Genomic DNA, 25,094 nt, shown 5'->3' with positions numbered 1-25,094 from the left:
TACGTTATTAGACTTTGTCTTTGTCTCGTATTTCTACTCGGCGTATTTTCCCGCTGATGGTTTTGGGCAACTCTTCGACGAACTCGATAACCCGAGGATATTTATAGGGAGCCGTGACTTTTTTCACATGGTCTTGTATTTCTTTGACAAGAGCTTCTCCCGCTTTGTCTTTGTATGCAGCCGATAGTACGATAGTCGCTTTGACAACTTGTCCTCTGATTTCATCGGGGACTCCGGTCACGGCACACTCCACTACGGCGGGGTGGGTCATTAGAGCGCTTTCCACTTCGAATGGACCGATGCGGTAGCCCGACGATTTGATGACATCGTCGGCACGACCCACGAACCAGAAGTATCCGTCCTCGTCGCGCCAAGCTACATCGCCTGTATAGTAAATACCGTCATGGTAGGCTTCATACGTTTTTTGAGGGTCACGGTAATATTCCTTGAACAGTCCCAAAGGTTTCCCGTGATCGGTGCGGATAACGATTTGTCCCTGTTCCCCATCTTCGGCCGAGCGTCCGTCGGCTGTGAGCAGGTCTATGTCGTATTGCGGGTTGCGTATTCCCATCGATCCCGGTTTGGGTTCTACCCACGGGTAGGTGGCGATAGTGAGGGTCGTCTCGGTCTGTCCGAAACCTTCCATCAGTTTTATACCTGTGAGCCGTAGCCATTCTTCGTATACTTTGGGGTTAAGGGCTTCACCGGCTATGGTACAATATTTTAGAGAAGAAATATCGTATTTGGTGAGGTCTTCCCGAATGAGAAACCTGAATACGGTGGGAGGAGCGCAAAATGAAGTGATGTGAAAGTTGTGTATCATTTCGAGTACGTCGGCCGGTTTGAATTTTTCGAAGTCATAGACAAACACGTTCGCCCCGGCAAACCATTGTCCGTATAGTTTTCCCCATACGGCTTTTCCCCAACCCGTGTCGGCCAGAGTCAAATGCAGGCTGTCTTCGTGCAGGTTGTGCCAAAAGGAGCCGGTGATGATGTGCCCTAACGGGTAGGTGAAATCATGGGCGACCATTTTGGGCTCGCCGGTGGTTCCCGATGTGAAATAGAGCAGTGAAATATCGTCATTCGTGTTGACCGATTCGGGACGGACGAAAGGAGCAGCCGATTCTATTCCTTTATGGAAGTCGTCCCACCCTTCTGGAATGATGGGCCCGATGGAGATACAACGTTGTAATGAAGGCGAGGACGGTCGGGCTCGGTTGATGTGCTCGACTACAATCCCGTCGCCGCAGGATACAATCATTTTTATGTCGGCGGCATTGCATCGGTACACTATGTCTTTCTCGGTCAGCAGGTGAGTGGCGGGAATACATACGGCTCCCAGTTTGTGAAGAGCGATAATAGAAAACCAAAATTCGTATCTTCGTTTCAAAATGAGCATGACCATATCGCCGTGCCCTATTCCTAATGATTGGAAGTAAGATGCAGTTTTGTCGCTTTCTCGTTTAATATCGGCAAATGTAAAATCTATTCTTTTTCCTTGATCGTTGGTCCAAAGCAGAGCTTTTTTTTCGGGAGCTATACGTGCCCATTCATCTACAACATCGTATCCGAAATTAAAACAATCGGGAACTTTTACCTTAAAATTTTTCATGAAGTCTTCCTGTGAAGAGAAAGACGTTTTATCTAAAAAGCGTTCTAACATAATGACTATGTGGGAATATTCCCTCTTTTTACTTGATGTTTGTGAAATACCTATTGTTACGGAAAGATCATTTAAAATATGATCGCCAGAAATTTGACTTGTCGGTCTATCGCTTTCATACCGTGCGGACGGGTAGAGTCGAATATAATACTGTCGCCTTCGTTCAGCACTAATTCTTTTTCTCCGATACGTAGATGCATGCTCCCTTCGAGAACAAGGTTAAATTCTTGTCCGGGGTGGGTGTTGAGCGTGAATGGCGCTTCGGGAGCCGATGGCTCGACCGTGACCATGAAAGGATCGGCTTTGCGGTTGGCGAATCCGGCGGCCAACGATTGATATTTATAGGCTTTTGTACGCTCTACGGCGACACCTTTGTCTTTTCGGGTAAGGAAATAAGAGTTCATTCGGGGTTCGTATCCGAACATCAATGCCGGTAATTCTACGCCGTAGTGCTTGGCTATCTGGTGCAGGAAACTGACCGGAATGTCTTTTTCGCCCGACTCGTAACCTAAATAGGTTTCCAAATCGATGTTGCAGGTTGATGCAATATCTTCGGGTCGAAGGTCTAGGGCATCTCTAAGGCCAACGAGCCGTTCCGCTATTTGTCGTATCTCTTCGCTCATGATTGCAAATATTTAGAAAGAGGTTTTAATATCTCTTACAAAAATAGAAAAATGAGAGAGAAAAAAGAAATTTGTTATACAAATAGGGTGAGTAATTGAACTTTGTAACTTTTATTAAGAGAGGAGGAAGACCAAAAAGGGTGCTATTTGCGCATTTTTGAATGTTATGTGCATTCTCTATTCTTCGGGAATTTCTTGTGGTATGTATTGATAAGCTCCGATATCCACGCTCGTGGAACGAAGGTTCCCATACATATCTTTATCCAATGGGAAGATCGCGAAATCGGGATTTCCTTTCCCGATAGCATCGGATTTATCCGACCCGATTCGATAATCGTAGTAGTAATGTTCTTCGCCGGTGGCTTTGAAAAACGGTTGTCCGTTCCATACGGTATTGATGAAATTGTCGTCGTCTTCTCCGTTGGAACGGAGGAGGCAGGAACGGAAGTATACATGGCTGCCGGTGAGGTCGATCGAGGGAATTTCCGATGTATTACCGTATAGTATGCTGTTGTTGAATCGGGCTCGTAGAAGGGCGGGACCTCCCGAAATCGTATCGGCCGGAGCACAATAACTCATGTTTACGATGGGCGAGGTGATAATGTCGTAGAAATAGTAGTTGACGATCGTGCAGTGGGTGAAATCGGCTATTCCTCCTGTCAGCGAGAGTATGGCTCCTCCGGCATCGGAAAGCTCGCTGTTCCAGCAATTTAGCCGGCTGTATGCCGATGTGATGAGATTACCCGACGAGTTGCGTATGCGGGAATTCGCTATTTCGAGACGAGGCTCTTCCGAAGCGCACGAATCCAATACGATACCCGAAGTCATTCCTCGTACATAAGCGTACGATATTTTATTTCCGAAACTTTCGGGATAAAAACGGATACCGCCCCATTGCCCGCCGAGATTGTCGTAAGGCAAGTCTGCAAAGAGCCGGTCGAGTCGATCGCCTCGTATTTGAACGGGGGCTTCCATCGACCCTTCGACTTGTAATTTCCCTTGTACCAATAGCGAAGCTCTATGGTGGAAATGCAGTCTCGCACCGGGTTCTATTTGTAATGTCGCTCCCGGAGCCACGACTAAGCTGTCGTAGATGAGATATGGCCGTTCATCGGTCAGATGGGTATCGGTCGTGAAAATTTCCCCTCTTTTGATGATAACGTCCTGTCCGTAGGCCGTCAGCTTCACGTCTTGTTGGACGCCGTTGGTTACAAAGACGATCGAATCGACGATGAAAATGGGGTTGCCCTGATTGGTAGGATCGATATTGGCTTCTACAAATACATATAGGCTGTCTTTCCCTCGGATTTCGACATTGGTGAAATTATCGCCCGACATACCGTCCACATTGATATGAAAGCCCGAATGTTCGGCATCTGCAAGTTTGATGGAAGAGATGTTCAACGATTTCTTGTTCCGGTTGTAAATGCGGAATGAACGAGTTGATGTCCCTATCGTGGTGAATACGGTATCGAAAGCAACCGTGTCGGTGGAGAATGCGAGTACATGCGACGGATTTGTGGTGAAATCGTCATCAATGCAGCTCGTCAGGCATGTACCTGTCAAGATACTCAGCAAAATTAAAGCAAAAGTTGTCGCTTTCATTGTATTATAAAAACGATATCGGTGCATCTTTATTGCGGAAGGCTGACGATTTTCTTTCGGGAGAGTGGCGTTTTGATTTTGTAATTGCAATATAGAATGTAACTCGATAAAAAAGAACAAGTATGTTTGTACTACTTGCTCCTTTCACTATCTTTGTAAGTACGAAGATAAGCTGCGGTTCGGGATAGGCAAGTCGGAAATGTGATTTCTGTTTGCCTCTGCTCTCACCTTTTGCTATATTTGTAATCGGATAAATAACGAATAAATCGATGGCTATGTTAATGACTACGACTCCTTCGGTAGAAGGGAAACGGATTGTAAGATATTTGGGAGTTGTGACAGGCGAGACTATTATCGGGGCGAATGTGTTTCGTGATTTTCTCGCAGGGGTAAGAGATTTTTTCGGAGGCCGTTCCTCTGCTTACGAAGCGGTTTTGAGAGAGGCCAAAGATACGGCTCTTGAAGAAATGGCTCGACAGGCCGAAGCATTGGGCGCAAATGCCGTGGTGGGTATCGATTTGGATTATGAGACTGTCGGCGGATCGGGTAGTATGTTGATGGTTACGTGCAGCGGGACAGCTGTCAGGGTCGAATGACGTGACCAATTATTCCTAATCGGGTATGAAATATTATCTTATCGCCGGGGAGGCTTCGGGCGATTTACATGCCTCCAATTTGATGAGAGCCTTGCAACAGGAAGATGCGAACGCCGAATTTCGTTTTTTCGGCGGTGACTTGATGGCTTCTTGTGGCGGTACGCTGGTAAAGCATTATCGGGATATGGCTTATATGGGATTTATTCCGGTGTTGATGAATCTCGATAAAGTTTTGGCGAACATGCGTTTGTGTAAACAGGATATTGCCGCATTCCGTCCCGATGTGGTTATATTGATAGATTATCCGGGTTTCAATCTGAAAATAGCCAAGTATGTGAAGCGTCGTTTGGGTATTCCTGTTTATTATTATATCTCTCCTAAGATTTGGGCTTGGAAGGAATGGAGGGTAAAGAGTATCCGTCGGTATGTAGACCGCCTTTATTCCATTCTTCCGTTCGAGGTTTCGTTTTATGCCAAGCACGATTATACGGTGGAGTATGTAGGAAATCCTACGGTCGATGAATTGGCTGTGCGGCCTTATGCCGATGAGAGTTTCGAGGATTTTACGGCGGAGTGCGGCTTGGGAAAAAAGCCTATAATAGCTCTGCTGGCGGGTAGCCGGGTAGCCGAGATCAATCATAATCTGCCTTTGATGATAGAGGCCGCAAAAACGTTCCACGACTATCAGTTGGTTATCGCAGGGGCTCCCGGTATTTCTCCCGACCAATATGCTCCTTATTTGCAGGACCGTTCGGTAAAAGTCGTTTGGGGCAAGACTTATCGTTTGCTTCAACAGAGTCGGGTGGCATTGGTCACATCGGGAACCGCTACGCTCGAAACCGCTTTGTTGCGGGTGCCTCAGGTGGTATGCTATCGACTGGGAGGAGGCAAGTTGTTTTATAAGATATTCGAGAAAATCTTGAAAGTACCGTATGTTTCGTTGGTTAATTTGATAGCCGATAGTCCTGTCGTATGCGAGTTATTGGGCTATCGGGCGACTCCTGAGAATCTTCGTCGAGAGTTAACTTCGTTGTTCGAAGAGACTACCCGAAAGAAAATGTTGGAGGGATATGATCTTGTTGCCGAGCGATTGGGTGCTCCCGGCGCTCCAAAGAATGCCGCCCGGTCTATGGTTGCCGATTTACGAACAAGGTGACATGTTATTGCAGTGCGTAGGGGGTGAGACTCTTGTTCCGTGTTATTTTTCGGGTGTGGTTGATAGTGCTGCTCAACCTTCGGAATCCATTCAACCCTTTTGAACCGGTGTTTTAAGGTATGCAATGAGGGCGGCGAAAGAGGTAAATCGCACTTCGTCCATTGCGGTGTGTAACGACAGCGAGTCGTTTCCTTCGACGATGAGGCGGGGAAGCGATGCATCGGCTTCGCAAGGTGATATGCGGCAACCGTAATTGTTACGATTCAGAGCATTGACTGTCCAATGGAGAAGTGTTTCGTCCGTCGCATCTACGACAATTTCTTTTTCCCATTGAACCGAAGGGTAGTAACTGCCATGCGCCCGGTCGAAACAAATTTCCTTACGGTCGAACAAGGTATCGAGTTCTCCATTCAAAATGAGGTCCTCGGTTATTCCGCTACGCATTCCGTGCCCCTTCCGTAAAAGCCATAGGCAATCGGCGAGCACCAGCGCTTGTTCTATGTCGTGGGTCGACAGTAGTATCGCTTTGTTTTGAGTTGTGGCGATGTGGTGTAACAGAGTCATGATTTCTATGCGGCTCACCACGTCGAGGAAAGCGGTCGGTTCGTCTAATATAACCAGAGGGCACTCTTGCGCCAATACTTTTGCGATCATGGCTTTTTGCTTTTCTCCATCGGAGAGTTGCGCCATATAGGAGTGCGCTTTGTGTGAGATGCCCACGGCTTCGATAGCTTCGTCCACTACTTGCCGATCCTGTCGGTCGAGTTTCCCGAAAAATCCCGTATGCGGTTGTCGTCCGAGGGCGACCAATTCATATACGGTCAATCCTCCGGTTTGTGTCTTGTCGGTCAGTACAACTCCGATTTGACGGGAAATTTCCCGCTCTGACATGGCAGACAACTCGTTTCCGTTCAACAGGATTTTTCCCGATAACGAAGGTTGGGACGCCGATAAGGTGCGTAGCAGAGTCGATTTGCCCGAACCGTTTGCGCCTAACAGGCAGGTGAGCTCGCCCTTGCGTAGGGAAAACGACAGATCGCCGTGAACTTGCTTGACGTGCCCGTGCCCCGTTTTATATCCAATACAGAGCTGCTGTGCCGATAATATGTTTGCCTGTTCCTCCATCAGTTGAAATATTGGATTTTTCGTTGGTTGATGATGACATAAATAATCACCGGCGCACCTAAGACCGGAGTGATGGCATTGATGGGCAGGATGCCCGATTCTCCCGGAAGGATACAGATGAGATTGCACAGCAATGCGGTTACGGCTCCGCACAGCAAAGTCATCGGCAACAAGGTGTTGTGGTTCGATGTCCCCAATAACAGTCGGGCGATATGAGGAACGGCGAGACCGATAAACGAAATGGGGCCGCAGAATGCCGTGGTCGATGCCGTGAGCAGACCGGTGACGATGAGCAGCAGATTGCGGGTGAGTTTAATGTTTACTCCCAGATTGGCAGCATAACGGTCACCGAGCAGCAAGGCATTGAGTGGTTTTATCAGAAGTATAGCGATGATGAGGCCCACAGATACGAAAAGTGCGAAATAGGGCAGCTGCTCGCCGGTGACTCCGCTGAAATTTCCCATACCCCAAATCGTATAGGAGTGTACCCCTTCGGCTGTTGCGAAATAGTTGAGTAGAGAGATAACCGACGAAGTAATATAGCCTACCATTATACCGACAATGAGGAGCATGATGTTGTTCTTGACAATGGTCGAGAAAAAGAGTATCGTACCTAATACAGTGACTGAACCGAGAAAAGCTCCGGCAATGACAGCGGTGAATCCGGTGAGGGTGGTTGCCTCGGACACGCCGAGTGTCCCTCCCCAAAATAACATGACCAAAGCCACTCCTAAACTGGCTCCCGTATCGATTCCTAATATCGAAGGTCCGGCGAGCGGGTTGTTGAATGCCGTTTGAAGAAGCAGCCCGGCAACTGCCAATGCGGCTCCCGACAGGAGTGCCGCCACCATTTGCGGTAATCGGGATTCCAGCACGATGAATTTCCAGACCTCCTTTTCAGGTTCTTTTCCGCACAGGATATCCCATACGGCCGAAGCCGGTATTTGTACCGACCCGAACCATAAATTGGCGGCACATAATGCCAAAAGTAACAGGACGAGAACGACTATTAGCCGTTGTTCATGCTGCTTGTTCGGTTTGTCGTTCATTCGGATAACGGTTGATAGTAGCGGAATCGATAATCGGGGAACAGGCCGGGGTGGAACAATGCAGCGAGTTCCTGTAACAACAGGTCGGGACGAAACGGAGTCTCTTCGTAGTAGTTGCATCGGGACGAGTCGCAACCGTATATCTTTTTCTCCCGGAAGGCTTTGAACCTTGCATAGGGTGCATATTCCTTTTGCAGAGTCCGATAGGAAAGCTCCGACACGTGGAACGATTTAATAAGCCAAATGTCGGCTTTTCCTGCTCGGTTGAATACCGTTTCGAAAGAGAGCGGAATAGACCCTGTTTCTGTATTGTCGCTCCACGGGTAAGCGGCTCCGGCATCCTTGAAAAAGCGGGCCATATAGCTTTTTCCGCCGGGCATATACCATGCCGAACCGCTTTTTAATTCGCTGATGACAACGGGAGCAGAAGAAAGTACACCTATTTTATCTCTCAATTCGGTATAGTTTTTTTCGACTTCCGTAAAAATGGAATCGGCTTCGACCTCTTTACCGTATAACAGACCGAAGAATTTTATCCATTCTGCCCGGCCCAGAGGTGAAGTTTCCAAATAATCGGCGCATTCTATAATGGGTATTCCCATTTTCCCGATACGTCCGTATCCGGCGTTTTCGAAAGGAGATAATAAGATGGCATCCGGATTCAACGACATTACTCGTTCGATGTCGGGCGACATGGAATTTCCGGCATCGGTCAGTTTTCCGTTTTCCGCACGAGAGAGCAAAGCGGGCGTTTTGATATAGGAGAGGTCGCAGACTCCTCCTATTTGCGATAATGCGTCTAATTGCTCCAACAGGCTGCAATGTACCGAGGCATAGACTAATGTATTGGACAACGGAGTCCTTACGACGGTTCCTTGCGGTAGATTCGATGGAACGTTTTGTGTCTTGGGAACGAGTATATATCGGTGCAGCAACCGGGTGCTGTCCCACGGGTTGCTTATTTTTACATCGGTGTAGTCGTCATGACGGGTAATAGAGAGTAGCTCGGCATACTCGATGATAGAATCGTTCCCGATTTGTTCGTCGCTTTCTTGGGGCTTCGGGTTACATTGTGCCGAAAGGAGTACGAGTGCCGAAAGGACGCATGTATAAAATATCTTATTCATAACAGTCGGTCGTTTAACGGGGTTGATAACCTATATATTCCCCTGTGAGGTTGTTGCTCATGAGGTATTGTGCGGTTTGAAGCATGGAGAAGGCATATTCCCGCAGTTCTTGGCAGACGGCAGGATTGTCGATATTGCCCCTCTTTTCGATAGCTCTTTCTTGCGAGAGCAACCACTCTTGGTTTTCTTTGGGTTTATAGATATAGAACAGCGAATCGTTCACGCATCCGATAGCATCGTCGGAGGTAAAGAATGCCGCTTTACGTTTTTCTTGCAGGAGGTTTACTCCGAATCCGTTGTCGGTATAGTCTATGTTCAGCAAACCCAATATGGTGGGAGCTATATCCACTTGTCCGCCGAGGTCTTGTATCTGTCGGGGTTCGATAAATGAAGGCGAATAAATGAAAAGAGGCACATGGTTGAAACTGAGCGGTATATCGCTGCGGGGAGTCCCCACAATTTTCCCGTGGTCACCGACGAAGACAAATATCGTGTTGTCGAACCATTCCTGTTGTTTCGCTTCATCGATAAATTCCTTTAAAGCATGATCGGCGAATTCGACGATTCGATGTTCGTCGGTATTACTGTGTGTCTTGAAATCTTTGGGAATAACATACGGCGGGTGGTTGCTGATGCTTAACAATACAGCGAAAAAGGGCTGCCCCTCGTTGGCAGTCTCTGTGAGAATGGGCAGGGCGTATTGGTATAGGAAATCGTCTTGGACACCGAAACTGTTGACTACTTTGTCTTGCGGATAGTCCTCTTGTGCAAAGATGCGGTCGAAACCATTGGTTCGCAGATAGCCGTTCATGTTATCATACTGCGACTCATGAGTCATGAAAAAAAGCGTACGGTATCCGTTATCTTGTAAAATGGTGGGTAGTCCGGCGAAGAAAGGAATAACGGCTCCTTTCATGGAATTCCGTTTCATCAGAGCCGGATAGGAATACAAGACGGAGTGTATGGCATGGTTGGTATGAGTTCCCGCCGAGAAAAATCGATTGAAGCAAAGCGACCGGACGGCTATTGAATCGAGAAACGGGGTGAGGTGCTCGGGATTACCGAAATGCCCCAGCAATTCGGCCGACATCGATTCCATGAAAACGAGGACTACGTTTTTACGGCTGGGTTGTCCCGGATTTTCTATTTTTCGGGCAATGGGCGATATGTCGGGAAGCGAGTCCGTGATATTCAGTTCTCTGCGAACCGTAGAGATCGCCTCTTTCTCGTCCATCAAATCGATTTCCCGATTTTCCGATTTGGAAGCCTCTAACGAACTGCGCAATAAATTGAACGAGGGGCTTATACCCAATTGGTTCAAAAATGTATTGTTGCAATAATAGGCCGCACTTACTTTGATAGGGTTGTATCCCATGCGTCCGCGTATGCCGAATAAACATACTCCTATTAGAAGAGTCGAGCAAAGGAGTGTAAGCAGCTCGGGTTTCCAATGAAATTTTTCGGCAGATACTCTTTGTATATCGCGACAAGTCCGATGTAATAATATCCGGGAGAGAAAGACGAAAAGGAAAGAGAGACACAGAAACAAGACGAATGCGACGATATAGGAGAATTCACCGAACATAAGTCCCAATGTCGTTCCGGTGTAGCCGAACCAGTTGAAAATGGAAGCGTTGATGTGTTTGAAGAAATAAGCGAAATAAGGTATATCGGCAGCCGATATGGCGAATGCCACGACGTAAAAGACCGAGAAAAAGATATGGATTCCCCGGTACAGGTTTTTACCGAAATATCCTATCAGGGAACAGATCGAGACGATAACGAGCGGCAGAATCGATATATAACAGGCTACGACATTGTCGAGCCACAATCCCCGGACGAATGCTTCGAGACGGGTGAATACCGAAATTTCTTCGTCCATGAGATATTCGTACCCTTGTAGGAAGAGGATCAGACGGAATGCCGTAAAGAGAATGAGTCCCAACACATGTATCGAAATCAGATAGCGCAGGGCATATAAATATCGTTTCATCGGTCGGTTATTGTTAAACGCCTCAAAGATACGGAAAGGTAAGTGCAGAGACAAACGAAAATCTTGTTTCCGATTTGGCTATGCCGAACCGCATCGTACCTTCGTTGTGACAAAGATAATAATTTTTCACGAAAGGCCGGTCGATTGTACGGTTGTCGTTTGATTTATCTCGCCGTAATGTGGAAACAGCCTTGTCGTATTTCGTATTTGATGTAGCATTTGTGTTCTTTGCGTAAATCGTACAGAACCTCGCCGAGTAAAATTCGTAGTCGGTCGGAGGGTACGAAATAGGTCGAGTCGGTTACGTTGTATCGATTGTAGGCTATGTCGAAAGTCGTGCCGTAACGGTGTGCCGAGTTTTCGCTGGCGTTTGTATTTCGCCGGCGTAACGACTTTATCGATTCATCGGAACGCAATGCGCTGGTGAGAATAATTTGTCTTCCTCCCGAACCTCGGTTCGTTAACGAGTCTTGGAAGTTTTTGCCTATCTTCATGAGCAACCATTTGGTTTTGGGAGTCAGATATGGGATCGAATGAGTCAGTTTATCGACGGTGTAGTATTCACAACTGTCTATTTTAGCAAGTTTCCAGAATCCCAAATTCCGGGCATCATCGAGCGATTCCAATGGTTCTATCCCGTTCTTTTTGGCAACAGCAAGATGTTTGTCGTTCAAGTCGTTGAATAGTTTGCGGAAACTGGAATATCGTACAGGACTCTTTTTCCAGCCGGTTGTGCGCGGTTGGGGTTGTTGTTTTACTTCGAATGTATCGATAAGAGAACTTTCCGGGTAATCAGATTCGACCTGTTTGCCTTTGCAGCCAGATAAAAAAGACAGGAATATAACGATCGTAAAAAAGAGAAATGAGAACCGTCGCATGATGTAAGGTTTTTCCGGAGAAATCATTTAGCCGGATAGCCGACAGTCTGGGTCAATACTACTTTTTGTTTTTCGTTCAGCTTTAATATTTTTGCCAATTCATCGCCATTGAACGAGCCGCGAACGACTGTACCCAAACCGACCGAGGCACAATAGAGATAAATGTTCTGGGAGATGAATCCGCAATCGACGAACATCATGTCGTTACCCGGCGCTTTTTCCAAATCGGCAGTAAAAATAATGTTGAGAGGCGCAGTGTGTACGAACGGTTGCATGCCTGCGTTTTCCCGGAAATCTCCTTTGGCGATTTCCGCCAGTTTATTCTGTTTGGCATCATAGAGATAGACCCCTTGTGCCGTGACGATATATAGTGAAATTTCTTGACGATTCATGGCCGAAGGCGCCGTACGCTTGTCTTCTCGGTTGTATCCCCATGCCGCCCACAATAGGTTGGAAAGGGTTTGTGAGTCTATATTCTTTTGTGTATCGAAGTCGCGTGTCGAGGCGCGTTTGGAGAGAACCTGCAAGAGAGGTTCTCCGCCCTGTTTTTGCGGGGAGGGGAGTTTTATGTCTTGTGCAATCGAGAGTAAGCTGCTTGTTACGAATAGAGATAATAGTAAACCTTTGATTTTCATAATACTCTGTTTTGTGTTTCGAACAAAGATAAAAAATTATTCGGTAGAGTGTGGAAATAAAAATGTGAAATTTATCAAAGTCAAAGAAAATAAAAGAGTTACATACCGAGGTAATTAGATGGAAAGTTGTACTTTTACACCGATTTTGCTGCAATAATGTGGAGTGTTTATGAAGAAGAAACTATATATAATTCTGGGTTTTATTCTTGTGGTCTTGTTTGCCAACGAGAAAATACAAGCGCAGGAATCAAAACCGGGAATCTTGCCCGATACTTTACAAGTGAGTTTATTGACTTGCGGACCCGGAACGGAGGTGTATGAGTTGTTCGGTCATACGGCGCTACGGGTGAAACAGCAGAGGCCCGGAGGTTTCGATTATGTTTTCAATTATGGCATGTTTAATTTCGATGCGCCCGGCTTTATCTGGCGGTTCACGAAAGGTGAAACCGATTATTGTTTAGGAATAAACGATTTTCCCGATTTCTTGTTAAATTATCAGTTTCGGGAATCGAAGGTCGATGAACAGGTGTTGAACTTGACACCCATACAAAGCAGAGCCTTATTCGAGGCTCTGTTGGTTAATGCCATGCCTCAGAACCGGGTTTATCGGTATAATTTCCTGTTCGATAATTGTGCTACCCGTCCTCGTAATATGGTAGAGATGGTATTGGATAACAAGGTGCGATACAAAGAGCCGGGGGAGTCTTTGCCTACTTTTCGTGAGGAGATAGACCGATATGCGGGTATTTGCCCGTGGTTGATTTTCGGTATCGACTTGGCATTGGGAAGCGGTTTGGATAGGCCGATGACTTATCGGGAACAAATGTTCGGTCCCGAAATATTAGAGAAAGCTTTTTCCGAGGCGGTCGTTCAAATGAGTCCCGACTCGGCGGCTGTCCCGTTGGTGAGCCGAACGGAGGTGCTGTACGATCCTGAGGTTCCGGCGTGTCCTCCCGAAACACCATTTTATTTGACGCCACTTTTCGTCGCATGGTTGTTTTTCTTCTTTGTCGCGGCTGTGTCGGTATATGATATTTCCCGAAAAAGGTATTCCCGGGTATTCGATACAGTCTTGTTTTCGATTTACGGATTGGGCGGCTTAGTCGTGTTTTTCCTTATGTTCGTTTCTGTTCACCCGGCAACTTATCCCAACTATTCGGCGTTTTGGTTGCATCCCTTTTGGCTGTTGATGGCTCTTTTTATTTGGTTTAAATCTCTTAAAAGTATCGTTAGATACTATCATTTTGCTAACTTTGCAGGGTTGTTGTTATTTGTGGCCCTTTGGCACTGGATTCCACAACAGTTTAATGCCGCATTTTTTCCGTTGGTGTTGGTATTGGTAATTCGTTCGTTTACCTATTTGGCGGTATCCGTTCGTTTGAAAAAAACGGAGAAAAACAAAGATGAAAAATAAAGTATTAGCGACAATTCTCTTTTCTCTGCTGGTCGTGCCGTTGGTGCAGTCTGCTGACAACAGTCCTCGTTTGGTGGTGGGTATTACGGTCGATCAACTGCGTACCGATTATTTGGAAGCCTTGCAACACCTTTTCGGGGAAAAGGGTTTTAAACGGTTGATGCGAGAGGGAGTTGTCTGTGAAAATTTGGTTTTCGATTTCCCGAATATCGATAAGGCTTCGGCAACGGCTACTCTGTATACGGGAACAACTCCGTTTTTTCATGGCATTCCGTCGGAGCGTTTTTTCAATACGGCATTTCTGCGGGAAGAGTTTATTCTGAACGACCCGTCCAAGATAGGGAATTATACCGATGAAACTTTTTCACCTGAACGTATTCGTACTTCGACGCTCAGCGACGAGGTAAAAATCGTGAGCGGAGGATTGGGACGCGTGTATGCCGTAGCGCCCGATGCACAGCAGTCTATTATCAGTGCGGGACATGCGGCTAATTGCGCTTTCTGGATTAACGATAGGAATGGCAAGTGGGCGACGACCACTTATTATCGTGATGTTCCCGCTTATGTCGAACAATTCAATTATGTGCGTTCTTTATCGGCTCGTATCGATACGCTTTCTTGGACTCCGGTTTATACGCCCGACCGTTATACGGCCATACCGTATCTGACGAATGATTTTTCTTTTAAACGAACTTTTGCCCGAGACGGCCGTGATAAGTTCGTGCAGTTTAAGACGACGGCTTTGGTTAATCAGGAGATTACCGATGTTGCCGTGGAGTTCTTGGATAAAGGACTTTTGGGACGCCGTGGTGTCCTCGATATGCTGAATGTCGGTTATACGGCCGGCGTGTATCTGAACAAGACCATACAGGACTACGGCTTGGAGTTGCAGGATACTTATGTGCGACTGGATAGGGATATAGCCCGTCTGCTCGATGAAATAGACAAGAAAGTGGGTCTTGCCAACACGGTCGTTTTTTTGACCTCTACGGGATATTTCAAGGGGGAGGCGAAAGAGTCGCCCATTTATAATATACCTTCGGGAGAATTTTATCCCCGGCGTGCAGTCTCTTTGCTGAATGTTTATCTGATGGCTCTTTACGGTCAAGGAGATTGGGTGATAGGTTACCAGAATCGACAGATTTTCTTGAACCGGAAACTGATTAAGGAGCGTGATATCGATGCCGATGAAATGCGTAATCGGGCAGCTTCGTTTCTGATTCAGATGACGGGTGTACAAGACGTTTATACATCGCAACGTCTGTTGCTGAGTAATGGAACCGATCGTGTCGCCGCCATGCGAAACGGCTATTATCCCAAACTGTCGGGCGATCTCGTGCTGGATTTGTGTCCCGGTTGGGAGGTCGTCTATGAGGATGCGAACGATACCCGCGAATATGTTCGTGTCAATGCTGTTCCTGCACCGTGTTTTATTTTGGCACACGATGTGAAGCCGGTACGTATCACTTCTCCGGTGCGTGCGACGGCCATCGCTCCTACCGTTTCTCGCCTTTTGCGGATTCGTTCGCCGAATGGTTCGGCCGATGCTCCGCTTCTCGAAATACAATACTAATTCATTCCTTTTTGCGGAGTTAGCAAAATTTGCACTATTTTTGCAGGGTATGTTATACCTTTGCCTTATAGGTAATTTTTAACGAATAAAACAAATACTTTATATGGGATTTAATGATTTATTAAAAAAGCTGTTCGGTAATAAGTCGCAGCGCGATTTAAAAGAAATAGAGCCTTACATTCAGAAAATAAAGGCTATTTCGCCCGAACTTGAAAAATTGTCGAACGATGAGTTGCGTCACCGTATCGATGTGGTGAAACAACATATTCAGGATTCGGTGGCCGATGACCGTAAACGTATCGCCGAACTGAAAGAGCATGTAGAAACGCTCGATTACGATAAACGCGAGTCTACATGGGAAGAAATCGATAAAATCGAGAAAGAGATATTGAAAAAAATAGAAGATGTTCTCGACGAATCGCTTCCCGAAGTTTTCGCCGTGATGAAAGAGACGGCGCGTCGATTCAGCCAAAATGAAACTGTCGAGGTTACGGCAAATGATTTTGACCGGAGCTTGGCGGTAGACCATGATTTTATACATATCGAAGGCGACAAAGCTATTTATGCCAATCACTGGATGGCCGGTGGTAACGAGGTCGTTTGGGACATGGTACACTACGATGTGCAGCTGATCGGCGGTGTCGTGTTGCATAAGGGTAAAATCGCCGAGATGGCTACTGGTGAGGGTAAGACTCTGGTCGCTACGCTCCCTGTATTCTTGAATGCTTTGTCGGGCAATGGCGTACATGTGGTAACCGTGAACGACTACCTTTCGAAACGTGACTCCGAGTGGATGGGGCCTCTTTATATGTTCCACGGTTTGTCGGTGGATTGTATCGACAAGCACGAGCCGAACTCCGAAGCCCGTCGTAATGCATATAACGCCGATATTACATTCGGTACGAACAACGAATTCGGTTTCGACTACTTGCGTGACAATATGGCCAGCTCTCCGCTCGACTTGGTACAGCGCATGCACAACTATGCGATTGTCGATGAGGTCGACTCTGTGTTGATTGATGATGCACGTACGCCGTTGATTATATCCGGTCCTACCCCCAAAGGCGATGACCAGATGTTCGAGCAGTTCCAGCCCAAAGTGGAAGAATTGGTGAAGATGCAGCGAAACTTGGTTACGAAGTTGTTGGCCGAAGCCAAGATTAAGATAGCTTCCGATGATAAAAAGATTCGTGAGGAAGGAGCCGTACTGTTGTATCGTTGTTTCAAAGGATTACCTAAGAACGGGGCGCTTATCAAATATTTGAGCGAACCGGGTATTAAACCTTTGTTGCTCGAAACCGAGGCTATCTATATGGCAGATAACAACCGTCGTATGCCTGAGATTACGGACGACCTCTATTTTGTAATCGATGAAAAGAATAACGGTATCGATATGACCGACAAAGGTCTCGATGTGATGACCGGGAAATCGGACGATCCTAATTTCTTCGTATTGCCGAATATCAGCGAGCTGCTTTCCGACCTTGAAAATCAAGGACTTTCTCCCGAAGAAAAACAAGCCAAAAAAGACGGAATCTTGCAAGATTACGCGATCAAGGCCGAGCGGGTTCATACGGTGAATCAGCTGTTAAAGGCGTATACCCTTTTCGAATTGAACGACCAATATGTGGTAATCGATAATAAAGTGAAAATCGTTGATGAGCAAACGGGGCGTATCATGGAAGGCCGCCGCTACTCCGATGGTTTGCACCAAGCTATCGAGGCGAAAGAGCACGTTAAGGTAGAGGCCGCTACGCAGACTTTTGCGACGATTACTTTGCAGAACTATTTCCGTATGTATCACAAGCTGGCCGGTATGACCGGTACTGCCGAGACCGAAGCCGGGGAGTTCTGGGATATTTATAAACTCGATGTCGTGACGATTCCTACCAATAAGCCGGTAGCTCGTATCGATATGAACGACCGGGTATATAAAACCAAACGGGCGAAATACAACGCCGTCATCGAAGAAATCGTGAAAATGGTAGAAGCAGGTCGTCCTGTATTGGTAGGTACGACTTCGGTCGAAATATCGGAATTGTTGAGCCGTATGTTGACTTTGCGTAAGATTAAACACAATGTATTGAACGCCAAGTTGCACCAACGCGAGGCCGAGATCGTGGCACAAGCCGGACAAACAGGTACGGTCACGATCGCTACCAACATGGCCGGTCGTGGAACCGATATCAAGCTCTCGCCGGCCGTGCGTGAAGCCGGAGGTTTGGCGATTATCGGAACCGAGCGTCACGAATCCCGTCGTGTAGACCGTCAGTTGCGTGGTCGTGCCGGTCGTCAGGGTGACCCCGGTTCTTCGGTGTTCTTCGTTTCGTTCGAAGATACGGTTATGCGTCTGTTCGCTACCGATCGGGTAGTGAAAATGCTCGACCGTCTGGGTCTTAAAGAAGACGAGATGATCGAACACAATATGGTTTCCAAGTCCATCGAGAATGCCCAACGCCGGGTAGAGGAGAATAACTTCGGAATCCGTAAGCGATTGCTCGAATACGACGATGTGATGAATGCACAGCGTAATGTGATTTATACCAAGCGTCACCATGCTTTGATGGGAGAACGTATCGGCATCGATATTATGAATATGTTCTATGACACGATAGAGTCTTTGGCCGATACCTATGACGGTACGAGCGATTACGAAGACTTGTCGATGGAGATGTTCAAGATTTTTGCCGTGGAAATGCCTTTCGATGAGGAGAAATTCCGCTCCATGAAAAAGAGCGAAGTGATCGACAGCCTTTATGAGGCCGTTGTCGCTACCTTTAAGCGCAAAGGCGACCGTATGGCCGAGATCGCTCACATGAATATAAAACCGTTTGTGGAACAACGGGGATTATCCACGGGTATGATACGAGTGCCCATTACCGATGGCAAGCGTGTATTCGGTATTGCTTGCGATATAAACGAAGCCTATAAGAGTGAGTCGCAATCGGTCGTTAAGCAATTCCAGAAAGCCGTGTTGCTTATGACGATCGACGAGGCTTGGAAAGAGCATCTTCGTGAGCTCGACCAATTGCGTCAATCTGTGCAAAATGCCAGCTACGAACAGAAAGATCCGCTGTTGATTTATAAACTCGAATCGTTCAATCTTTTCAAGGAGATGGTCGAGACGATGAACCGGAAAGCCATCGCTGTTCTCATGCGGGGACAGATTTATATTCAGGAACCGCAAGATGTGCGTGAAGCAGCTCCCGAACGAAGGGAAGATTACAGCAAGTATCGTACTCAAAAAGACGATTATCCCGGCCAGTCAGCACAAGCTGCCGCTGCGGCTGCTCCTCAACAGCCCCGGGTCACCGAGCCGATTAAGGCTGCACCACGTGTGGGGCGTAACGATCCTTGTCCTTGCGGTAGTGGTAAGAAATATAAAAATTGTCACGGGAAAGGACTTTAATATCCTTTTTGTGTTAGTAATAATGAAGGCGGTTCCTGCAAAGGAATCGCCTTTTTTATGAAATAGAGTCGGTGGTTTAGTGATTTAGTAAAAAATTCGTAAAGGGAAAACTTGAATTTTAGCGATGAGTCTCTTGTCGATAAACATATTCCGGACATTTCGGTGAAGGGTTGATTCTTGCTTAAATTTCTATACAAAGTGTATTACTCCTTCTCACCTGTGTTGCGGAGCCATATAGGAGAGAAACGGAGGAGCGGTAGCGACGAGGAGAGTGGTTAAAAAAGATAGTATATAGGATTTTTGACTGTAAGGCCCCCCTCACCTTGCGTGCGCTCCCCCTATTTCTTTGGGAACACCCCGTAATGCCACGGGACACGGCAGGGAGGAGTTTTGCGACATTCTTTTATCATGTAATTTTTGCCGGTAAGATAAAGAAGTATTCAACCTCCTCCTCTGTGTTTTGCACAGCAAAATATAGGGGAGGTGTCACAAAGTGACGGAGGGGTTGAAAAAGATTATATGGGGTTAGAGGCATAAACGGACAATCTCCATTAATTATCGACAGAACTGTTTTAGTTTCTCCTTTACTTATAAATCGAGATGAAAGAAATGTTTTGTACAAGCTGGATTTGTAAAATGTTTTAGTTGAAAAGAGCGAAATCTCTTTTCTTCTCTTATCTATTAGAGTATGGAAAATTGTATAACAGAGAAGGTCTGTTGTCTCTCTTGCCAATGAAAAATATATCATAATAAAAATTTTTTAGAAAATTATTTGGTTTATAATATAAACCGATTTATATTTGTGCTATAATTATAGCATGAAAAGAGAGTATATAGCTATATAGTTTATAAAATAAACCAATTTGTAAATCTAAAAATCGACTTATGGAAGAACAGAAAATGAATGAGAAAGAGAGTTTGGAACTCATCGCTCAGATGATTCGAGTTACAAAACAAAGCATCGGGAGTGGCAGTGGAAATAAATTTTTGATGTATGGCTATACGGCTGCTATTCTATCGATCGTTATCTATGCTTTGGTTTACTTTACGGGAAACAGTGCGTGGAGTGCCGGGTGGTTCTTGATGTTTTTGCCATTTCTTGTCAGCAGCGTACGGGAGAAAAGAAATAGGCCGAAAGTAGTGACTTATACCGACCGCATGATCAACGAAACATGGAGAGTCATAGGGGCATTGTTTGTACTTACTGTCTTGACGATGATCGTATTGGGATTTGTTATCGGTCGTGTCAATTTCGGGTTGATGATGCCGTTGGCTTTGTTGTATTGTGGTATGGGTACGTCGATTACCGGTCTGGTTATCAAGGAATCCAGCCTTACTTATTTCCCGTTGCTCGCGCTTGTCACGGCTATTTATATGTTTATGACTATGCCTTCTTTACATACGCCTATGGTGTGGCAGCTCTATTTCGGGGGATCGTTTGTCGTCATGATGGTTGTTCCGGGGCATATTCTTAATGCAAAGTGTAAAAAGATATGTTGAAAGAATTAGATCCATTGTTACACTCGCAGTTGAGATTGGCTGTCATGTCGATTCTCTTGTCGGTAGATGAGGCGGATTTTGTTTATCTGAAAGAAAAGACCGGGGTGACTTCCGGAAACCTGAGTGTGCAGATAGATAAATTATCGGCAGCCGAATATATTCGGGTCAGGAAAGAATTTGTCGGTAAGAAAACAAGGACATCGTGCCAAATAACCGAAAAAGGAAGGGAGGCTTTCGAAGCTTATGTAAATACTTTGAAAGAGTATCTTAACTGGTAAAGAACTATTCTCTATTCCAAGACAAAGAAACCCCTCGCCTTGTATTCATATAGGCGAGGGGTTTATACGATTTCCTTTTCGGATTTTTTACAGCAGTGCTTTGATTTTAGCTTCCAAATCGGCTTTCGAAGCAGAACCGACATGTTTGTCCACTAGTTTACCCTCTTTGAAAAAGAGCAAGGTGGGGATATTGCGAATACTGTATTCTGCACTTAAATCGGCGTCATCGTCAACATTGTATTTCCCGATTATCACTTTGCCTTCATATTCTTCTGCAAGTTCGTCTACCGAAGGTGCGATTGCGCGACAAGGGCCGCACCATTCCGCCCAAAAATCGATAACTACCGGTTTGCCGGAGGCAATCAATTCTTTTGCATTTTCATCATTGATTTTCAATGCCATAATTTTATTTTTTACTGTTTTATTGTTTCAATTTATTTTACAACAAAAGTAGGTAATCTCTGGTTGAGTCGCAAACGATTATTCATTTATTTTGAAAGAGACCTCGTCGTTCTCACTTAAAAAATCGATGAGTTCTTCCGTTATCGTCGGTTTGCGCCTCGATCTCAGCCGTACCGATTTATCCAACTCCGAGTCGTATATTTTGAAACTCAATTCTGCCTTGTGCTGGTGTGCCGGGGGCATAAATTCGGAAAGTGTCTGTATGAATCCGTTTTTTACCAATCGGGCCGGTAGCTCGATTGTGATGGAATTAAGTAAAGTACCTTTTAATTCGGATAGTAGCTTTATCTCCAAAATTTTCAAATCGATACGGCCGGGGGTGAATTTCGATGGTTGACAGCGTGCCCTTATCCACACGAAAGTTCCGTTATTGGCTCCATACTTTCCGTAGTCTATGAAGTCTTGGCCGAATAAAGGTATATCTTCGGCTCCCGAATAGTCTTCTATTTTAAGGAAGCCATATTGGCCGCCTCTTTTCCCGATTCCCGTTCGGTAGTCGACAACCACTCCTCCGAATGTCAGCTCTTTATTTAAGAGGGATTCTCGGTCTTTCAAATCGGTCATGCGGGTATTGCAACCGTACAATAATTCCAATTTATAGGCATCGAGCGGGTGTGCCGAAAGGTACATACCAACGAGCTCTCTTTCCTTGTCCAAACGCTCGATGTCGGAGAGAGGCACGCCTCGTGGGATTTCGGGCGGGGTCGTTACGATGGGAGCTACGCTTCCGAATAAAGACGTAGCTTGGGACATTTTGTCGTTTTGTACTTTTACACCGTAACGTACCAATGTTTCTAAGAAAATTTCTCCTTTGCTGTTCAATGCAGTGAAATCTTCCCGGTGAATTTCTTTGAATGAGTCGAAGGCTCCGGATATAGCCAATGACTCTATCGTTTTTTTACCACAAGCCGAAAGATTGACTCGTTCCACAAAGTCGAATATTCCCTTATACGGGCCGTTGGCTTCGCGCTCTTTGACAATGGCTTGTACCGCCGAGTCGCCGACTCCCTTGATTGCTCCTAATCCGAAACGGATATTCCCTTTCTTGTTTACCGAGAACTTATACTGGCTTTCGTTGACATCGGGACCTAAAACTTGAATCTTCATGGATTTGCACTCGTCCATGAATTTCGTGATTTCCGTGATGTTATTGAGGTTTCGACTCAGCACTGCCGCCATATATTCCGATGGATAGTTGGCTTTCAGATATGCCGTTTGGAACGCTACCCATGAGTAGCATGTGGCATGGCTTTTATTGAAAGCATAAGAAGCGAATTTCTCCCAGTCGGCCCATATTTTTTCGAGTACTTCTTTTTTATGTCCGTTTTTCTCGCCGCCCGAAATGAAAAGGGGCTTCAACGCATCCAGTTTATCTTTCAGTTTTTTACCCATCGCTTTACGCAATCCGTCGGATTGACCGCGTGTGAAATTGGCGAGCAAACGGGAGAGCAACATGACCTGCTCTTGATATACCGTAATTCCGTAAGTATCTTTCAGATATTTTTCCATGATAGGAATATCGTACACGATAGGTTCTTTCCCATGCTTGCGGGCGATGAATTGCGGTATGTATTCCATAGGTCCCGGACGATAAAGAGCGTTCATGGCGATGAGGTCTTCGAACGTCGTGGGATGCAGTTCCCTCAGATATTTTTGCATACCGGCGGACTCGAACTGGAATGTTCCGGTCGTCCGTCCGGCACTGTATAATTCGTACGTCTTGGGGTCGTCGATAGGAATAGAGTCGATATCGAGGTCTATGTGACGAGTTTGGCGAATATTCTCGACGGCTTCTTTGATAATGGATAGTGTTTTTAATCCCAAAAAGTCCATTTTTATCAAGCCGGTATCTTCTATAACGCTGCCTTCATATTGGGTAACGAGCATTTTCTCTCCGGTCTCTTTATCGTCGGCTGTACTCACCGGAACCCAATCGGTTATATCGTCACGCCCGATGATAACGCCACAGGCATGAACGCCGGTATTACGCACGTTTCCTTCGAGCATTTGGGCATACTTCATCGTATTGGCCAATAGTTCGTTACTCGAATTGCAAGCCTCCTGCAATTCTTTCACGTTCTCGATGCAATTTTTCAGGTTTATTTTCTGGGCTTTCCCGTTCTTTTCGGGTAAACGGTCGGGAATCAAGCGAGTCAAACGATCCGATTCGGGCAACGGTAGTTTTTGTACACGGGCTACATCTTTAATCGCCAATTTTGTAGCCATCGTACCATAGGTGATGATATGCGCCACTTTTTCGGCTCCGTATTTTTCGGTTACCCATTGCAATACCCGCCCACGACCGTCGTCGTCGAAGTCCACATCAATATCGGGCAAGGAAATACGGTCGGGATTAAGGAATCGTTCGAATAGCAAATCATATTTCAGAGGGTCTATCTGCGTAATTTTCAAACAATAAGCGACAACCGAACCGGCGGCTGAACCACGTCCCGGACCGACCGAGACATCGAGCTCTCTGCGGGCTGCATTGATGAAATCCTGTACAATGAGGAAGTAACCCGGAAAACCCATCGTTTTCATGATATGAAGTTCGAAAGTGATTCGCTCCATAATTTCGTCGGATAATTCCTCTCCGTATCGTTCATGCGCTCCTTTGAAAGTCAATTCTTTCAGGTAATCGGCTTCCAACTTGATACGATACAGCTTGTCGTAACCGCCCAAATTTTCTATTTTCTTGTGTGCTGCGGCTTCGTTCAAAACGACATTCCCGTTTTCGTCCCGAGTGAATTCGTTGAACAAATCTTCTTCGGTAAATTTTTTTCGATACTCTTCTTCTGTACCGAAGTTTTCGGGAATCGGGAAAGTGGGCATCAAAGGCGGGTGGTCGATGGAATAAAACTCTACCTTATCGAGAATTTCCAACGTATTGGATAGAGCCTCGGGCACATCGGAGAAGATGTCGTTCATCTCCTGTTGGGTCTTTAACCACTCTTGTTTGGTATATAGCATGCGATTGGGGTCGTCCAAATCTTTACCCGTACTCAAACAAATGAGGCGGTCGTGTGCTTCTGCATTTTCTTCTTCCACGAAATGAACGTCGTTGGTACATACCAGTTTGATTCCATGCTTGCGAGAGAACTCTATCAGCCGATCGTTCACTACTTGTTGCAGCGGATATGTTTCGTGGTTGGCTCTCGGTACGGTAGCTTTGTGGCGTTGTAATTCGAGGTAATAATCTTCTCCGAAGATATTCTTGAACCATAGGATAGCCTCCTCGGCTCCTTGAATATCGCCGGTAAGGATTCTTCTCGGAATCTCTCCACCCAGACATGCAGAGCAAACAATCAGCCCTTCGTGATATTTTTCGAGTTCGTATTTGTCGGTACGGGGACGGGAATAAAATCCGTCGGTCCAGCCTTTCGATACCAATTTGACCAGATTGTGATAACCTTTCAGGTTCTTTGCAAGGACAACCAAGTGATAACCACCCTCGTCGACAGCTCCCCGACGAATAGAAAAGCCCTCGACCTCGTTAACGACGGTAGTACGTATTTCCCTCGGTGTGGCTTCTTTGTCGGTAAGCCGACGACGGGCTACGTACATTTCACACCCGAATATCGGCTTGAATATTTTGGCTTCGAGTTTTGCCTTTTCTTCTTGCAGGGAGGCCAATTCTTTTTCTTTGTCTTCTACCTCTTCCGCACCGCTTTCGATGGCTTCGATTCGTTTCTGTACACCTTTAATGGCATCTTTTGTTGCTCCGTTTTTCTTTTTTACCAGATTGAAAAACTCTTTTATCCCGAACATATTACCGTGGTCGGTCAATGCCAAACCTTTCATTCCGTCGCGTATAGCCTTATCGACCAATGCCGGAATCGAAGCCTGACCGTCAAGAATAGAATATTGGGAGTGAACGTGCAGATGAATAAAGGGTTGCATAAACAGATAAATTTAGTTTCAGGGGCTTAAAGTTACGAAGTTATTCGCAGAGAAAAAAGGGCACAACGATAGAAAATCGGCGAGGTTGCATCTTTATCTTTTACCCAC

At 46.0% G+C, this 25,094-nt stretch carries 18 protein-coding genes; 7 read left to right on the top strand and 11 right to left on the bottom strand.

Annotated features, from left to right (window positions below; all coding sequences use genetic code 11):
* Window positions 1-7 precede the first annotated feature (7 nt).
* The 3 genes from HMPREF9448_RS11845 to HMPREF9448_RS11835 all read right to left on the bottom strand — a co-directional run bounded on the left by HMPREF9448_RS11845 (window position 8) and on the right by HMPREF9448_RS11835 (window position 3,891).
* Window positions 8-1,663: an AMP-binding protein gene (locus HMPREF9448_RS11845; protein WP_008862813.1), complete on the bottom strand. Its 1,656-nt coding sequence runs from the start codon at window positions 1,661-1,663 to the stop codon at window positions 8-10.
* 71 nt (window positions 1,664-1,734) lie between these two features.
* The gene (locus HMPREF9448_RS11840; protein ID WP_008862812.1) at window positions 1,735-2,286 is read right to left on the bottom strand and encodes a helix-turn-helix domain-containing protein; all 552 of its coding nucleotides are present in this window, start codon (window positions 2,284-2,286) and stop codon (window positions 1,735-1,737) included.
* Between the two features lie 177 nt (window positions 2,287-2,463).
* The gene (locus HMPREF9448_RS11835; protein WP_008862811.1) at window positions 2,464-3,891 is read right to left on the bottom strand and encodes a hypothetical protein; all 1,428 of its coding nucleotides are present in this window, start codon (window positions 3,889-3,891) and stop codon (window positions 2,464-2,466) included.
* 275 nt (window positions 3,892-4,166) lie between these two features.
* On the opposite strand from HMPREF9448_RS11835, the gene HMPREF9448_RS11830 reads away from it, so the two are divergent.
* A complete protein-coding gene (locus HMPREF9448_RS11830; protein WP_040296271.1) occupies window positions 4,167-4,487 on the top strand; it encodes a heavy metal-binding domain-containing protein in 321 nt (106 codons plus the stop codon).
* A 25-nt stretch (window positions 4,488-4,512) separates the two neighbouring features.
* Window positions 4,513-5,643, top strand: coding sequence for a lipid-A-disaccharide synthase (lpxB, locus tag HMPREF9448_RS11825; RefSeq protein ID WP_008862809.1), 1,131 nt, complete (start codon window positions 4,513-4,515; stop codon window positions 5,641-5,643).
* 90 nt (window positions 5,644-5,733) lie between these two features.
* Here the strand turns inward: lpxB and HMPREF9448_RS11820 are convergent, their stop codons facing one another.
* The 6 genes from HMPREF9448_RS11820 to HMPREF9448_RS11795 all read right to left on the bottom strand — a co-directional run bounded on the left by HMPREF9448_RS11820 (window position 5,734) and on the right by HMPREF9448_RS11795 (window position 12,450).
* On the bottom strand, window positions 5,734-6,768 hold the full coding sequence (locus HMPREF9448_RS11820) for an ABC transporter ATP-binding protein (protein WP_008862808.1): 1,035 nt from the start codon (window positions 6,766-6,768) through the stop codon (window positions 5,734-5,736).
* The gene (locus tag HMPREF9448_RS11815; protein WP_008862807.1) at window positions 6,768-7,817 is read right to left on the bottom strand and encodes an iron ABC transporter permease; all 1,050 of its coding nucleotides are present in this window, start codon (window positions 7,815-7,817) and stop codon (window positions 6,768-6,770) included. Before HMPREF9448_RS11815 ends, HMPREF9448_RS11820 begins: the two co-directional genes overlap by 1 nt.
* Complete coding sequence (locus HMPREF9448_RS11810; protein ID WP_008862806.1) at window positions 7,814-8,944, bottom strand: ABC transporter substrate-binding protein; 1,131 nt, start codon at window positions 8,942-8,944, stop codon at window positions 7,814-7,816. Before HMPREF9448_RS11810 ends, HMPREF9448_RS11815 begins: the two co-directional genes overlap by 4 nt.
* A gap of 13 nt (window positions 8,945-8,957) precedes the next feature.
* Window positions 8,958-10,937, bottom strand: coding sequence for an LTA synthase family protein (locus HMPREF9448_RS11805; protein ID WP_008862805.1), 1,980 nt, complete (start codon window positions 10,935-10,937; stop codon window positions 8,958-8,960).
* A gap of 164 nt (window positions 10,938-11,101) precedes the next feature.
* Window positions 11,102-11,815, bottom strand: a complete 714-nt coding sequence (locus tag HMPREF9448_RS11800) for a DUF5715 family protein (protein ID WP_040296270.1) — start codon at window positions 11,813-11,815, stop codon at window positions 11,102-11,104.
* Between the two features lie 23 nt (window positions 11,816-11,838).
* The gene (locus HMPREF9448_RS11795) at window positions 11,839-12,450 is read right to left on the bottom strand and encodes a SagB/ThcOx family dehydrogenase (protein ID WP_008862803.1); all 612 of its coding nucleotides are present in this window, start codon (window positions 12,448-12,450) and stop codon (window positions 11,839-11,841) included.
* Between the two features lie 169 nt (window positions 12,451-12,619).
* Here HMPREF9448_RS11795 and HMPREF9448_RS11790 point away from each other — a divergent pair, with 169 nt between their 5' ends.
* The 5 genes from HMPREF9448_RS11790 (at window position 12,620) to HMPREF9448_RS11765 (ending at window position 20,624) form a co-directional block, all read left to right on the top strand.
* Window positions 12,620-13,864, top strand: coding sequence for an Lnb N-terminal periplasmic domain-containing protein (locus HMPREF9448_RS11790; RefSeq protein WP_008862802.1), 1,245 nt, complete (start codon window positions 12,620-12,622; stop codon window positions 13,862-13,864).
* Window positions 13,854-15,437, top strand: coding sequence for an alkaline phosphatase family protein (locus HMPREF9448_RS11785; RefSeq protein WP_008862801.1), 1,584 nt, complete (start codon window positions 13,854-13,856; stop codon window positions 15,435-15,437). Before HMPREF9448_RS11790 ends, HMPREF9448_RS11785 begins: the two co-directional genes overlap by 11 nt.
* Before the next feature lie 103 nt (window positions 15,438-15,540).
* Entirely contained in the window at window positions 15,541-18,846 is a 3,306-nt protein-coding gene (secA, locus tag HMPREF9448_RS11780) for a preprotein translocase subunit SecA (RefSeq protein ID WP_008862800.1), read from the top strand.
* 885 nt (window positions 18,847-19,731) lie between these two features.
* The gene (locus HMPREF9448_RS11770; protein WP_008862798.1) at window positions 19,732-20,346 is read left to right on the top strand and encodes a hypothetical protein; all 615 of its coding nucleotides are present in this window, start codon (window positions 19,732-19,734) and stop codon (window positions 20,344-20,346) included.
* A complete protein-coding gene (locus HMPREF9448_RS11765) occupies window positions 20,340-20,624 on the top strand; it encodes a winged helix-turn-helix domain-containing protein (RefSeq protein WP_008862797.1) in 285 nt (94 codons plus the stop codon). The genes HMPREF9448_RS11770 and HMPREF9448_RS11765 overlap by 7 nt, the downstream gene beginning before the upstream one ends.
* Window positions 20,625-20,711: 87 nt before the next feature.
* Here the strand turns inward: HMPREF9448_RS11765 and trxA are convergent, their stop codons facing one another.
* Both trxA and dnaE read right to left on the bottom strand, forming a co-directional pair.
* Window positions 20,712-21,026: a thioredoxin gene (trxA, locus tag HMPREF9448_RS11760; RefSeq protein ID WP_008862796.1), complete on the bottom strand. Its 315-nt coding sequence runs from the start codon at window positions 21,024-21,026 to the stop codon at window positions 20,712-20,714.
* A gap of 78 nt (window positions 21,027-21,104) precedes the next feature.
* Window positions 21,105-24,986: a DNA polymerase III subunit alpha gene (gene dnaE, locus HMPREF9448_RS11755; RefSeq protein WP_008862795.1), complete on the bottom strand. Its 3,882-nt coding sequence runs from the start codon at window positions 24,984-24,986 to the stop codon at window positions 21,105-21,107.
* Between the last annotated feature and the right edge of the window lie 108 nt (window positions 24,987-25,094).

Source organism: Barnesiella intestinihominis YIT 11860 (assembly GCF_000296465.1).
Taxonomy (GTDB): domain Bacteria; phylum Bacteroidota; class Bacteroidia; order Bacteroidales; family Barnesiellaceae; genus Barnesiella; species Barnesiella intestinihominis.
Note: the sequence above shows the minus strand (reverse complement) of the source record. Positions and strands in the feature narration are given on the sequence as shown.